Raw genomic sequence first — 13,201 nt, 5'->3', positions numbered from 1 at the left:
GAATTGGACTGGTCCACCGTCTAGTAGCTGAAATTGTGATCGACGTCGGCAAAGCTCGTGGCAGTGGCATCCTTTGGCGAAAGCAGCACGGAAAGTTTGGGCCAGTCTATAGCAACGTCAGGATCGTTCCATAGAAGCGATCGCTCTGACGCGGCATCCCAGTATCCCGTCTGCCGGTAAGAAACGAGAGTATCATCTTCCAGCGCTAAGAAGCCATGTGCGAAGCCCTCTGGGACGTAAAACATGTGGTTGTCTGTGCCGGCAAGCTCCGTACCCGTCCATTTGCCGTAGGTCGGCGATCCCAGCCGCAGGTCAACGGCAACGTCGAATATCCGCCCGTGAACGCAGCGGACCAGCTTTCCGACCGCGTGTGGATTGACCTGATAGTGCAGGCCGCGGACGACTCCTTTTGAAGAGCGTGATTGATTGTCCTGTACAAATTGCGGCAACCCAAGTTCCTGAAACGCGGAGGCGCGATACGTCTCAGTAAACGAGCCGCGATCGTCTCCGAATTCCCTGTGTTCCAAGAGCAGGACGTCTGGGATAGCCTGTGGAATAGCCTTGAAGTTCATTTTTTTCCTTTCCTGGAGACGGCGATCGCGCTAGCAGCTTTGACGTGGCTACAGATCCGATATAGGGACACTCCTTTCAGTACAAGGTAGTGTGGAGAGCTTTATGCGCAAAACAGCAATGGTCACCGGGGGAGCGGGCTTCATAGGATCAGCAGTCTGTCGATATTTAATTGGCGAAACAGACTACGATGTGGTCAATCTGGATCTGTTGACCTATGCTGGTGATCTTCGCTCGCTCGACTCCATCAAATCAAATCCGCGGTTCTCGACCATTCAAGGTGACATCGGTGATAGTGAGCTCGTGGGTGAAACCCTGCAACGCCACCGCCCGTCGATCATTCTGCATCTCGCGGCGGAGTCTCACGTCGACCGTTCTATTGATGGGGCGGCGCCGTTCATCGAGACCAATATCGTGGGCACCTTCCGGCTTCTAGAAGCCGTCCGCACCTATTGGTCGGCACTCGCAGCGGCCGAGCAGACGGAGTTCCGTTTTCTGCATGTCTCCACAGACGAGGTGTATGGTACATTGGGCGACGACGGACTTTTCTCGGAAACGACGCCCTATTCGCCAAACTCACCTTATTCTGCATCGAAGGCTGCATCGGACCATCTGGTCAATGCCTGGCATCATACCTACGGCCTGCCGATTGTCATTTCGAATTGTTCAAACAATTATGGTCCGTTCCAGTTTCCGGAAAAGCTCATCCCCCGCATGGTCACGACCGCGCTGGAGCATGGCTCGTTGCCGGTATACGGCGCCGGAAACAATGTCCGCGATTGGTTGCATGTGGACGATCATGCTTCCGCTCTGTGGCTTGTGGCGACGAAGGGCCGCCTTGGTGAAAAATACAATATCGGTGGGCGCAACGAGCGCCGCAACGTCGATGTCGTTCGCACCATTTGCTCTTTGTTGGACGAGTTGGGGCCTCCTGCGCCGCAAGGGGGGTATGAGAGCCTGATCACCTACGTAACCGACCGCCTTGGTCACGATCACCGCTATGCAATAGATGCAACGAAGATCGAAACCGAACTTGGCTGGAAAGCGAAATATGATTTCGACCAGGGTCTGCGTGCCACCATCTTGTGGTATCTTTCCAACGAGTGGTGGTGGCGGCCGCACAAGGATGCTGCCGAGGCTCTCTATAAGGCGAAAGCAAATTGACACTCTTAATCTTGGGTAAGAATGGACAGGTTGCTACGGCCCTTGCGGAACTTGCCGAGGAACGTGGCCTCGAATGGTTTGCGTGGGGGCGGAGCGAGCTCGATCTTTCGAATCTCGACCAGACATATGCGGCGATCATGAAGTCGGGAGCGTCAGCCATCGTAAACGCTGCGGCTTACACCGCTGTGGATAAAGCGGAGAGCGATGCTGCGTCGGCGATGCGGCTGAACGCGGATGCCCCAGCGATCGTCGCGCAGGCCGCAAGGGAGCTCGACGTCCCCTTTGTGCATATCTCCACAGATTACGTCTTTTCGGGCGACAAAACGACGCCCTACACCGAAGACGATGCGATATCGCCGATCAGCACTTATGGTCTCAGCAAGGCCGAAGGCGAGAAGCGAGTGCGTGAGGCCTATTCGGCAGCCACCATCCTGCGCACCGCCTGGGTTTTTCACGAGAGCGGAAGCAACTTCGTCAAGACGATGCTTCGCCTCGGCGGGGAGCGCAAGGAACTGCGCGTAGTCGCCGATCAGCATGGCAATCCGACCTATGCGGGCGATATCGCCGTGGCCTGCTTGAAGATTGTTGAGATAGCAAAGGCTCGCTCGCGCAGCGTTGCGGGCACGTTTCATTTCGCCGGTCGGGGATATACGACATGGCATGGGTTTGCCGAGGCAATCTTCTCCGAAGCAACAGCGCACGGATGGGTAGTGCCCGACCGTGTGACGGCAATCTCAACTGCCGAATATCCGACGCCCGCGAGACGGCCGGTCAATTCACGTTTTGATTGCAGTCGGATCGCCAGCGTGCTGGAAATTGAAGCTCCGCACTGGCGCGGCTCTTTAGCCCACTGTCTACAGCGGTTGGCGGTAGCCAGGGGGTGATCGCTCCTGCATCAAGGCAGGAAAGCCGAGGCCTTCTTTTGCTCCCATTTGCTCATTAGTTGGAGCGTGTGGGATGGATGACCGGATGCTTTTGATCTCGAGAAGAGGATAATTTATATGTTAGTTGAGACACAGGCGACGAACCCGTTGAATCCGTCGTGGTCTGAACCGACTGAGTCCTTGCGGATACAGAAATCGCCACCTGGGGTGTATAACAACATCAAGTTGGCGTATTTCCTGGCTTGGTACGATGTGCGGCACCGCTACGCCAGATCGGTGATCGGCCCGTTTTGGATCACGCTTCAAACGGCAATTTTCGCAGCCTGCATTGGCTTTGTCTTTAGCGCTATATCGAACGTCTCCGTTCACGACTTCCTGCCCTATTTTGCAGTCAGTTTCGTCATGTGGAACTTTTTGGCCGGTGCGACCAACAATGCGACGACGACCCTGTTGGGTGCGGGTGGGTTCATCAAGGATCGAGGGCTGCCCGCCTATGTCTTCTATGTCCAGTGCTTTTTCCGGCATCTGCTGTTTCTCGCGCACAATATCGTCGTTCCTATTACTCTTTTCATCTTTCTCGGGGGGGCTACGTTCCTCGGTCTCCTCATGGCTCTTCCAGGGCTGATCATTTTCATGGCGGTCACGCTCTGCCTATCGCTCGTGGCAGGAACACTTGCCACACGCTATCGCGACGTGCAGCCGTTGGTCGAGTCATCTATGAACTTGGCCTTCCTTGCGTCTCCAATCATGTGGAAACCGCATGTCGTCGCGGGTCGCGACTATCTGCTGCACTATAACCCCGTCGTGCATTTGCTCGCGATCTGGCGGGAGCCATTGTTGAACGGCGCCATGCCTTGGCATAGTTTTATCGTGTCGCTGGGAATCCTCGCAATTCTTGCCCTGTTGAGCTGGTATGCGCTGACGCGCCTGCGCAACGCAGCTTTTTGGATCTGAACAATGGCTACGATCACGCTTAAGAAAGTCACGCTTGACTATCCGATCTACGACCTGAACGACAAGTCTCTGAAAAGGCTTTTGCTGTCCGCCGCGGGCGGATCTACGGAGAAAACAACGGTCATCCGCGCCCTTCACGAGATCGACTTTGAAGTCAAAGCTGGGGAACGCATCGGGCTGTACGGACCAAACGGTTCCGGCAAGACAACGCTGTTGCGTACGATCGCGGGTATTTTTCCAATATCCGGCGGCAACATCTCCGTCACCGGTCAGATGACGCCTTTGCTCGGGCTTGCGATCGGCGCCAATATGGAAATTTCGGCCGAGGACAACATCAAGCTCTTGCTCCGCGTGGATGGTATCAAACCAACGAAAGAGCTTGTCGATTCAATCTGGGAGTTCACGGACCTAGAGGACAAGATGCGCCGCATGCCCTTGCGCACGTTCTCTTCGGGCATGCTGATGCGCGTGCTTTTCTCGGTCTCGACGGCGTTCTCACCGGAGATCCTTCTTCTGGATGAATGGCTGAGCGTCGTTGATGAAACCTTTTCCAAGAAGGCCGAGAGGCGCATGGAGGATCTGGTTTCCCGTTCGAAGATCCTCATCATTGCATCCCACAACATGAAAATGCTTGAGCGCGTTTGCACACGCATCGTGCGGCTGGAACAGGGGCATATCAAATCCGATGAAGCTGTCGTGCCGGCGCGGAAGGTTGATAGTGCGGAGACGCCTGCAACTGCGGTTAGCTGAGCCATAATATAGAGAGAACAGCCTTGAGCACAGTGCATATTCATGCCCGGGATATCGTTTTGAACGACGCCGTCGGCAGCTTCGCACGGCAGATCGCCATTCTAGCGGAGAAAGCAGGGCGCAGTGTTCGGCTTTGGGCTGAACATACAGACGTTCAAGAGCCTCACATTGTTGAAACCCGGTCGGCATTCTGGACGGCAGTCCAGCCCCAGGATATCATCTTTTTCAATCATTCGATCTTCGATCCTGCGCTCGACGATATTATCGCTCTATCGAATACCAAGATTGCCTATTTTCACAATGTCACACCGCCTGAATTGATTGATCGTGCCGACGAGCGCACAATCGAAAACTGCCGGCTGGGCCTCGAACAGCGTCCGCTTCTCGCCAAGTTCGATGTCATAATGGCCAATTCTGAAGCAACGGCGAACTGTCTGTTCGAGGCGTTCGACGCGGATGCTCTGGCGCGTCACAAGGACCGAATTGTCATCTGCCCGCCGCTTATCGGAGCTGACCGTTGGAACGTTGTTCAGGCCGAAGATCTCCCGGCTGCTTCGGAGAGGCGGCATATCCTCTACGTGGGACGTATCGTTGCACATAAGGGCGTTCTAGATATTGTCGAAATCGCCGGAGAGCTGGCGGCGCTGAAAATGCCGATCGCGCTCGATATCGTCGGTGGTCCTGCAACAGGCCCCTATGTCGACCTCATCAAGGAGCACGCAAAGGCCATTGAGGAAACCCATGGCGTGCCTGTCACCTTGCATCACGGCATATCGGATCGCCAATTGAAGGCGCTCTATGAAATGACGACGGCCTGCATCGCGCACTCGTCTCACGAAGGGTTCTGCGTGCCCGCCCTCGATGCGCTGGCCTTTGATAAACCGATGTTCGTAACTCCCGTTCCCGCAATATTGGAAGTGTTGGGGTCTGCGGCATTGCTGATTCCGGAGGATGACAAGGCAGCGGCGGCAGCGGCGATCGCGGCTTTTCTTATAGATGGCGACCACGCTGGCCACGCCTCCTTGCGGAAGAAACGCTTTGAGGAACTGCGGACAGAGGCAGACGGCAGGCTTGTCCTGACTGCTATCGACGGCTTGGGAGCGGCCTGATGCAGATTGTCTATGCGACTTATCCCTGGGCGTTCGAAACGCCGGGCGGTGGCGAAATCCAGCTCCTGAAATATGAACAGTATCTGTTGAACGCCGGCGCGGATGTCGTGCGGCACGATCCCTGGCGTGGCGATCTCGACAAGGCGGACATATTTCATTTTTTCTCGTGTATGGGCGGCTCCGTACATCTGTGCAACTACGCGAAGGCGCGGGGCATTCCCCTCGTCATTTCCGCCAGCCTCTGGCTGACGGAAGAAACTAAGCATCTCTACCCGATCGCCGAAATCGCCGCGCAGCTTTCCTTGGCCGATGCGATCGTTACTAATGGCGATGTAGAAAGCGACCGTATCTCGACCATACTCGGTCTATCGCGCGAACGCTTCCACACGGTGCGCAATGCCTGCGATCCGTGGTTCGGAGAGCCGGTTGACCCTGGACTTTTCCGCTCCGCCTTCGAGGTTGACGGGCCGTTTGTGCTCAATGTCGGCAATATAGAGCCACGCAAGAACCAGTTGGCGTTGATCCGCGCAGCAAAGCAGGCCGGCAAGCCATTGATACTCTTTGGTCATATCCGAGACGCAGAATATGGTGAGGCTTGTCTCGCTGAGGCCGGTCCGAATGTCCGCCATTTGGGCGCACTTGATCACGATAGCCCGTTGCTGCGGTCTGCATATGCTGCTTGCGAGGTTTTCTGTCTCCCTTCGACGTTGGAAACGCCGGGCCTTGCTGCTTTGGAGGCATCGGCTGCAGGTGCGCGGCTCGTGGTCACCGGCGAAGGCTCCACCCGCGAGTATTTTGGAGATCATGCTCTGTATGTCGACAGCGACGATGTAGAGGGAATTGCCGTTGCGTTGATAAAGGCAGTAGAATCGCCACCATCGGAGCAGCTGCGGCGCCACGTAAACAAGAATTTTACCTGGAATCGCGCCGTCGAGCCGTTGCTGGAACTCTACCACAGGCTTGCGGCTGCGCGTTGACAGGCGAGACTATTTGCCGTTACCACGGCACATTTCACGCGGAATTTCAAAGGCTGGAAGACAATGATTCTTAGCGCTCTTCGGAACGGCATTCGCGGGGCCTTGGCGACGGTCATCGTCTACCCTCTCACAGAGCGCTACGAGGCTCGCGATATTCGCAGCAAAACGAGATGGGCCAGAGAAGAGATCGACCGCCCATTTGCAGAGCGGCGTGCGCGCGCGGCTGCGCGCCTTGCCGAAACGATCCTCTTTGCCGGCGCCAAGGTGCCGTACTATCGTGATCTGTTCAGTTCGATCGGCTTCGATCCAGCCAAGGTGGCTGCCGACCCCAGATATATCGAGGATCTGCCATATCTGACGAAGGATGTCATTCGCGAACAGGGCCAAAGGCTGCTGCGCGAGGATCGGGACGGCATGCGGATTCATGTGGCCAAGACCGGCGGTTCGACCGGACCGTCCGCTCATATCTACTATGATCAGGAGGCGGCCGACTGGTCTTCTGCCATCACCCAGGAAAGCCGTCGTCGAGTCGGGAACACGCACTGGCGCAGCGAGCTGCATTTCGCCTCGAAATTTCCGGAGGTATTTCCATGGCGGGACCGCATGCGCGAGCATGTGAAGTGCTTTGCCATGAACCGCGACAATATCTTCTTCGCGACATTCGCAAGCGAGGAACTCGAACAGATCTGGCGCAGAATCAAGTCAATCCGGCCTCATCTGGCGCACGCCCATCCATCTACCGCCGATCAACTCGCAGCCCATGTCGAGGCAACCCGCGGCAAGGACAAAGGGTTCCAGATCTTCGAATCTTCCGGCGAGTTGCTCGAGGCGCGGCAGCGGGAGCGCATCGAACGGGTGCTGCAATGTCAGGTGATTGATCGCTATGGCTTGGCCGAAGCGGGCGTCATCGCCTACCAGATCGATCCAAAGAATTCCGACATGCGATTTTACGAGTTTTTCGCATGGCCGGAGTTGCGGGGCGAAGAAGAAACAGGACTTTCGGATATCCCTGAAGGTGCCCGCAGCGGTGAGTTGGTGATAACGCCGCTTTTCAACAGGATGATGCCGCTGTTGCGTTATCGCACCGGCGACAACGCTATCCTGGCGCAGCAGCCGAACGGCATCGTCATTCCCCGTATGGTTGGCCGAGTTCACGACGTGATTATGCTGGGTGGCACGCCCCTCCCCACCCACTTTATCCAGGACGTGCTTGATCGCGTCGGTGGCATTCGGGAATTCCAGATTCAGATGCTCCATGGCAAACCGGTGTTTCGGCTTGTGCCGGAGGATGCCGCCGACACAAACGCAATCCGGGAACGCATTGCCTCGTGGTGGGCCGACGATGTCGAAGTCGAGTTCATCACGCCAGCTGACCTGAAGCTGGTCGGCTTGCGCCAAAAATTCAGGCATTTCGTACCAGAAGAGGCATCGGGCCAATGATCACCGTATTTGCAGGTAGACCTGATGGTTCGGCCACCGAGACCGTCGCAGAAGCATTCCGCCGATCGGTGACCCGGGGTCTGGTGATGGTGGCATCCGACGATCCCGTGCCGACAATTGGGGACGGTGATGTTTACGTCTTCATCTCGCCCCGGGTGGATCAAGCGCCCCTGGTCGCTGCGGCTGCTAGGTCAAACGCCAAAGTTCTGCTATTTGGTCGCTTGCCCGACAAGGTCGCATCCTTGGCGGGGCTGGCCGCGCCAGGCCCCCTGGCTTCCGCATGGGCCGATGCGGCGGCGTGCCCGCCGACGCCAATCTATACGACGACGCGATCATCGGCAGTGGTCAACTGGAACAAGCATCCCCTCGCGAATGCATCACCATTTTCATCACGACCTTTCTTGCGGTTTGACTATGCTGACGAATGGAACAACCTAGGATACGGACGGATCACGGCCGATGGCGGTCCATGGTCCATTGCGATGACGATTGAAGCACTCAGCGCGACGACGCTCGCGGTCGCTTCTGCACCCGGTGTTGCAGAGGATCTGCCGTTCGTTACCTTGCTGGAGAACGAGACGGCGTCCATCCTCTGGTGGAATCGTCCAGTGGGTCCGGTTGACAGCGCCGAATGGGCCGTGATCGAGGCGTTCATCGCGGATTGGCGGCACGAGGACAGGCCGTGCATACCGGTCATTGGGGAAATTCCGCACGGATATGACGCGGCAGTGACGATGCGCCTAGATTGCGATGAAGACATTGCGTCGGCGCGGCCCTTGTTCGAACTCTACCGTGCGCGCGGCCTGCCGTTCTCGGTGGCGGTCAAAACTGCTCAGGAAGACAAGGACGAGCACGTCGCGCTGATGAAGGAGGTTCTGGATGCCGGCGGCGCTGTTCTCTCGCACTCCGTGACGCATGCACCCCGCTGGGGAGGCTCCGGTGAAGCCTGCGAGATAGAAGCGCGAACCTCTTCGGACTGGCTCGAGCAGTGCCTGCCGGGCTTGACCGTGCGCTATGCCGTATCGCCCTTCCATCAGAATCCGGCCTACGTACCGGAAGCGCTGAAGCGCGCGGGGCTGCAAGGTTTCATTGGCGGTATCATCGCCAACGATCCGGAGATGCTGATGGCCAAGGGGGGGACGATACCGGGTGACAGGTCGGGGGTTGTTACGCACAGCCAACAGTGCATGTTGCATGGTGATTGTGTTCTGAGGGAAGGGGATCCATTGGCGATCAACAAGCAGGCGTTCACGGTGGCGGTTACCGCCGGGAGCCTGTTTGGCTATCTCGATCATCCATTCTCGCTGCGCTACGACTACGGTTGGGGGTCTGAGGAGCATCGCCTGTCGCGGCACTGTGAATTTATCGACCATATCGAATTGGAGATGGCGGGTCGTCCGATCCTTTGGCTCAATGAAGAGGATACTTTGGACTGGATCGCGGCCAAGATGCGCCTGACGATGCGGGAAACGAATAAAGGCTTTGGACTGACGGAAGGTACCGCGGTTGCCCCCCCGTCAGGTCTCGCATTCTCTGTCCGTTGGCGCGGCGCCACCATGGCATTGGCGGATTTTGTCGATGGCTGAAATCGGCGTGCGTCATGTCATGGTCATCGTCGGCACGCGCCCTGAGGCAGTCAAGATGGCGCCGGTCATTAAGGCGCTTTGCGCGCGGCCGGAGACTTTTCGCTGTACGGTGGTCTCAACGGGACAACATCGTGAGATGTTGCGCCAAACGTTGACTAGCTTCGGGCTTTCCGTGGATGTCGATCTGGACATCATGCAGCCCGATCAAACGCTTGCCTCGTTGACAGGGGCTGCGATCGGCGCATGCGAAAAGATCTTTCAAGCTGCAAGACCGGACGTCGTCCTTGTTCAAGGGGACACGACGACGGTTCTTTCTGCATCATTGGCTGCACATTACGCACAGATTCCAGTTGGTCATGTGGAAGCGGGTCTGCGGACCTATGAACGCTACAATCCATTTCCGGAGGAAATGAACCGCAAGCTCGTCACCTCATTGGCTACCCTGCATTTTGCGCCGACAGAGCGGTCGGCACGACAATTGCGGAAGGAAGGCGTCCCCCCATCCAAAGTCTTCGTTACCGGCAACACCGTCGTCGATGCGCTGGAAGAGCTTCGAGGCAGAGTGACCACCGGTGACGTGTCGCCCGCCGTCAGGGAGCGGGTGGCGCGAAGCCAGGGACGGTTCGTGCTCGTGACGTGCCACCGGCGCGAAAGCTTTGCGCATGACCTCAATGTCATTGTCGACGCGATCGCCATGCTTGCCGACCGCTTCCCCGATCACACGTTCTTTTTTCCCGTGCACCTAAATCCAAATGTGCGCGCGCTGGTGATGCCAAGGCTCAATGGGATCGAGAATGTCGTGCTGGCGGATCCGGTGCCCTATGCAGATATTCTCTTTTGTCTCTCGTCTGCGGAACTGGTGCTGACGGATTCAGGTGGATTGCAGGAAGAGGCTCCTTCATTCGGCGTGCCGGTGATCGTGTTGCGCAGGACGACAGAGAGGCCAGAGGGGGTACGCGCCGGCTTCTCTCGTCTGGTGCCAATCGAGCAGGAAAATATTGTTTCCCTGGCTAGTTCCTGGCTGCGGTCTCATCGCAAGGCGATGCTGGCCGGAAGACCCAATCCTTACGGGGACGGCAATGCGGCTGCGCGGATCGTCGACATCCTGTCGAAGGAGCCGTTGCGGTGATCGGTGGCGATAAACGACTGACATTCATCATGTTTTCGACAGCGGATTGGGCGGCACCTTACTGGACGAACAAGCAGCATATCGCCGATCGCTTGGCCAAGCGAGGCCATCAAATACTCTATATCGAGTCACCCGGAATTCGTGCCCCTAGAGCCAATGCGCGTGATCTGTTCCGCATATGGGACCGCCTGAACAGAGCGTTCATTCCCCCAAAGAAAGTTGGCCAAACGCTCTGGGTCTATGCACCGCTGACAATTCCATTCGGTCACAAAAGTAGATTTGTCCGCGCTTTCAATCGGTGGCTGCTTGGCTCAGCGATCCGCAAATGGCTGAAGCGCAACCCCAATGGTGATGATGTTATCGTATGGACCTATCACCCGTATATTGACGGCATCATGGACGGGTTGCCGGTGCGGTCCACAATTTACCACTGCGTCGACGACCTCGCCGCCATCCCCGGCGTGGACGCCGATACGTTTCGAAGAGCAGAGTTGACGCTTCTCGAAAGAGCGGATCGTGTCTTTACGACAAGCCCCTATCTTCAGTCTCACTGTGCGGCCGTGGCCGGAGAGCGCAGTATCTACGAGCGCAACGTCGCCGATATCGAGCATTTTTCGCAGGCGCGACATACTGGAGCAATCCCTGCAGAGTTGGCTAGAATTAGTGGGCCGAAGCTGTGCTACACAGGAGTTTTGTCTGACTACAAGCTCGATTTCTCGCTCGTGGAACAATGCGCCATTGCGCGGCCCGACTGGAATTGGATCTTCATAGGAGACGAGCCGGTGGGACAAAAAAGCCCAGTCGTTGGCCGCTTGAAAGAACTGCCCAACGTCTATTTTTTTGGGTACCGGCCCTATGACACGCTGCCGAACTATTTGCGCGGGACAGATATTGCAGTTCTCCCTAACCTAACAACAGGTTATATGTCGGGTGTTTTCCCGATGAAGCTATATGAGTATATGGCGGCGGGGAGACCCATCATCTCCACAGCCATAGGCGCGCTTGCCGATATCAAAGATCAAGTTGCCATAGCGAGCGATCCAACGGAGTGGATTTATAGCACCGAAAAAATACTTACATCACCGCCTGAGGCTATCGGACTGCATGATCCAAAGCTTCTAGATTTTAGCTGGGAAGCGCGACTGGATCGAATGCTTGCACTGATATGAAGAAAATGTCTCTGACCTGCGGATTGAACTAAGCCGCTAGTCGCGGCAATTGGTGCCGCTTTGAGAGATGCCTCCTGTCTGAGAGGATTTGGGTGTTGCAAACCCATCCTTCAGACAGGAGATCCAGATGGCTGAGATGAGCCCTCTGCGTCGCCGGATGATCGAGGACTGACGGTCCGCAATCTTTCTCCGGCCACGCAGCGAACCTCGCTGTGCCGACACGGATTTGCAATGTACAGGCCTGAACCAGCCCAGATGAAGCAGTCGGGCAATCCCTTCAGCGTCGCGCCGATCCGCTTTGATCGGCATCGCCTTCAATGCGCCCTTCACTTTGTCGGGTTTCCATCAGAACGTAAGCGAGTAGGCAATCCCACGTATCATTTAGACGCCCTCATGCCATGGAACTTCGTGAGCATCCGGCGAACGTATTTTTGCGTGGTCGAGGGATGGAAGCTATTGGACGCGTTTCATTTCATCGGCCATGACGCGTTCGATCATCTCGGGATCGCAGTGCTCATCGACGAGGAACTGGCGGATACCACCTTCCCACGTCCGCATGTCTGCGAGTAGATTTTGAAGTTCGTCGATGCCATTCTCGGTCAGACCCTTCGGGCATTGGCGCGAGGCAAGTCTTCGATCGCTGCGGCAGCAGTCTTGTGATCATTGGCCTGCCCCTCGGCCAAGTGAAGCAGCAGCGGGCGCCCCTTGCCATCGCACACGACCTGCAGCTTGGTGGTCAGGCCGCCTCGGCTGCGTCCGATACATCGGGGTAGAGCCCCTTTTTGAGTAGGCTGGCGGCGGTGCGGTGCGCCTTTAGATGGGTGGCATCGATCATCAGATTGTCCGTTTCGCCGCTTTGCGCTGCCAGTTCGGTCAGGATACGGTTGAACACACCCAATCGGCTCCAGCGTATAAAACGGTTGTAGATGGTTTTGTGCGGACCGTACCCGGCAGGAGCATCCCGCCAGCGAAGGCCGTTGCGGATCACGAACAGGATGCAGCTCAGCACCCGGCGATCATCCACGCGCGGCACCCCGTGCGGCAGCGGAAAGAATGGTTCGATCCGCAGCATCTGCTCCGGCGTCAACATCAGCAAATCACTCAAGGCAGCACCTCCTGCTACCTTGAGACCCCATGTCCTTGGCCGGCAGGGTGGCTCGTCTCGCATTATGTTCAGAACGAGGGTTAGCTGCAGAGCCAGAGCCTCAAACATAGGAGACGAGCCGTGGTCGATGATATCGCACTTTACGTTGGTTTGGATGTGAGTAAGGAAAAAATCGCGATCGGTCTGGCGGAAGCAGGCCGCAAAGGCGAGGTTCGCTATTACGGCGAAATCGCCAACCGTGCCGATGCAGTGCGCAAATTTGTCGACAAGCTTGCCGGACGTCACGGACGCCTGTGCTTTTGCTATGAGGCCGGCCCGACAGGCTACGGATTGTATCGTCAGCTTTCAGCACTGGGTTATGACT

12 protein-coding genes and 2 pseudogenes are annotated in these 13,201 nt (G+C 56.8%); 11 read left to right on the top strand and 3 right to left on the bottom strand.

All coding sequences use genetic code 11. From position 1 onward, the window contains the following. Positions 1-20: 20 nt before the first annotated feature. Positions 21-572, bottom strand: a complete 552-nt coding sequence (gene rfbC, locus GA0061102_RS17920) for a dTDP-4-dehydrorhamnose 3,5-epimerase (protein WP_092851683.1) — start codon at positions 570-572, stop codon at positions 21-23. Positions 573-675: 103 nt separating this feature from the next. Between rfbC and rfbB the strand changes: the two genes are divergently transcribed. From rfbB to GA0061102_RS17890, 6 genes are all read left to right on the top strand, one after another. After that, positions 676-1,734 carry a dTDP-glucose 4,6-dehydratase gene (gene rfbB / locus GA0061102_RS17915; protein WP_092851678.1) on the top strand — a complete coding sequence of 353 codons (1,059 nt, stop codon included), beginning with the start codon at positions 676-678 and terminating at the stop codon, positions 1,732-1,734. Next, positions 1,731-2,618 (top strand): dTDP-4-dehydrorhamnose reductase, encoded by an 888-nt coding sequence (gene rfbD, locus GA0061102_RS17910; RefSeq protein ID WP_092851672.1) that lies wholly within the window; start codon positions 1,731-1,733, stop codon positions 2,616-2,618. Before rfbB ends, rfbD begins: the two co-directional genes overlap by 4 nt. 117 nt (positions 2,619-2,735) lie before the next feature. Further along, positions 2,736-3,572: an ABC transporter permease gene (locus GA0061102_RS17905; protein WP_092851668.1), complete on the top strand. Its 837-nt coding sequence runs from the start codon at positions 2,736-2,738 to the stop codon at positions 3,570-3,572. Between the two features lie 3 nt (positions 3,573-3,575). After that, complete coding sequence (locus GA0061102_RS17900) at positions 3,576-4,322, top strand: ABC transporter ATP-binding protein (protein ID WP_092851665.1); 747 nt, start codon at positions 3,576-3,578, stop codon at positions 4,320-4,322. Between the two features lie 32 nt (positions 4,323-4,354). Continuing rightward, positions 4,355-5,431 carry a glycosyltransferase gene (locus tag GA0061102_RS17895; protein ID WP_245298052.1) on the top strand — a complete coding sequence of 359 codons (1,077 nt, stop codon included), beginning with the start codon at positions 4,355-4,357 and terminating at the stop codon, positions 5,429-5,431. After that, on the top strand, positions 5,431-6,408 hold the full coding sequence (locus GA0061102_RS17890; RefSeq protein ID WP_092851661.1) for a glycosyltransferase: 978 nt from the start codon (positions 5,431-5,433) through the stop codon (positions 6,406-6,408). The genes GA0061102_RS17895 and GA0061102_RS17890 overlap by 1 nt, the downstream gene beginning before the upstream one ends. 9 nt (positions 6,409-6,417) lie before the next feature. Here the strand turns inward: GA0061102_RS17890 and GA0061102_RS33560 are convergent, their stop codons facing one another. Beyond that, positions 6,418-6,834: a hypothetical protein gene (locus GA0061102_RS33560; RefSeq protein ID WP_245298048.1), complete on the bottom strand. Its 417-nt coding sequence runs from the start codon at positions 6,832-6,834 to the stop codon at positions 6,418-6,420. Between GA0061102_RS33560 and GA0061102_RS17885 the strand changes: the two genes are divergently transcribed. The 4 genes from GA0061102_RS17885 to GA0061102_RS17870 are packed head-to-tail and all read left to right on the top strand — an operon-like array spanning position 6,835 to position 11,732. Continuing rightward, positions 6,835-7,848, top strand: coding sequence for a phenylacetate--CoA ligase family protein (locus GA0061102_RS17885; protein ID WP_245298047.1), 1,014 nt, complete (start codon positions 6,835-6,837; stop codon positions 7,846-7,848). Beyond that, positions 7,845-9,434, top strand: coding sequence for a polysaccharide deacetylase family protein (locus GA0061102_RS17880; RefSeq protein WP_092851657.1), 1,590 nt, complete (start codon positions 7,845-7,847; stop codon positions 9,432-9,434). The genes GA0061102_RS17885 and GA0061102_RS17880 overlap by 4 nt, the downstream gene beginning before the upstream one ends. Beyond that, positions 9,427-10,563, top strand: coding sequence for a non-hydrolyzing UDP-N-acetylglucosamine 2-epimerase (gene wecB, locus GA0061102_RS17875; RefSeq protein WP_092851654.1), 1,137 nt, complete (start codon positions 9,427-9,429; stop codon positions 10,561-10,563). The genes GA0061102_RS17880 and wecB overlap by 8 nt, the downstream gene beginning before the upstream one ends. Next, positions 10,560-11,732, top strand: coding sequence for a glycosyltransferase (locus GA0061102_RS17870; RefSeq protein WP_245298046.1), 1,173 nt, complete (start codon positions 10,560-10,562; stop codon positions 11,730-11,732). The genes wecB and GA0061102_RS17870 overlap by 4 nt, the downstream gene beginning before the upstream one ends. A gap of 617 nt (positions 11,733-12,349) precedes the next feature. Here GA0061102_RS17870 and GA0061102_RS17860 read toward each other — a convergent pair. Next, positions 12,350-12,837: pseudogene (locus GA0061102_RS17860) on the bottom strand (IS5 family transposase); the annotation flags it as partial. Positions 12,838-12,957: 120 nt separating this feature from the next. On the opposite strand from GA0061102_RS17860, the pseudogene GA0061102_RS17855 reads away from it, so the two are divergent. Then, positions 12,958-13,201, top strand: a pseudogene (locus GA0061102_RS17855) (IS110 family transposase); the annotation flags it as partial.

This window comes from Martinezella miluonensis, from assembly GCF_900094545.1.
Lineage (GTDB): Bacteria > Pseudomonadota > Alphaproteobacteria > Rhizobiales > Rhizobiaceae > Rhizobium > Rhizobium miluonense.
Note: the sequence above shows the minus strand (reverse complement) of the source record. Positions and strands in the feature narration are given on the sequence as shown.

Coding starts and splice junctions, on each gene's coding strand:
- GA0061102_RS17905 (WP_092851668.1), top strand. CDS start 2,736: ATGTTAGTTGAGACACAGGCGACGAACCCGTTGAATCCGTCGTGGTCT.
- rfbB (WP_092851678.1), top strand. CDS start 676: ATGCGCAAAACAGCAATGGTCACCGGGGGAGCGGGCTTCATAGGATCA.
- GA0061102_RS33560 (WP_245298048.1), bottom strand. CDS start 6,834: ATGAATCCGCATGCCGTCCCGATCCTCGCGCAGCAGCCTTTGGCCCTG.
- GA0061102_RS17900 (WP_092851665.1), top strand. CDS start 3,576: ATGGCTACGATCACGCTTAAGAAAGTCACGCTTGACTATCCGATCTAC.
- rfbC (WP_092851683.1), bottom strand. CDS start 572: ATGAACTTCAAGGCTATTCCACAGGCTATCCCAGACGTCCTGCTCTTG.
- wecB (WP_092851654.1), top strand. CDS start 9,427: ATGGCTGAAATCGGCGTGCGTCATGTCATGGTCATCGTCGGCACGCGC.
- GA0061102_RS17880 (WP_092851657.1), top strand. CDS start 7,845: ATGATCACCGTATTTGCAGGTAGACCTGATGGTTCGGCCACCGAGACC.
- GA0061102_RS17890 (WP_092851661.1), top strand. CDS start 5,431: ATGCAGATTGTCTATGCGACTTATCCCTGGGCGTTCGAAACGCCGGGC.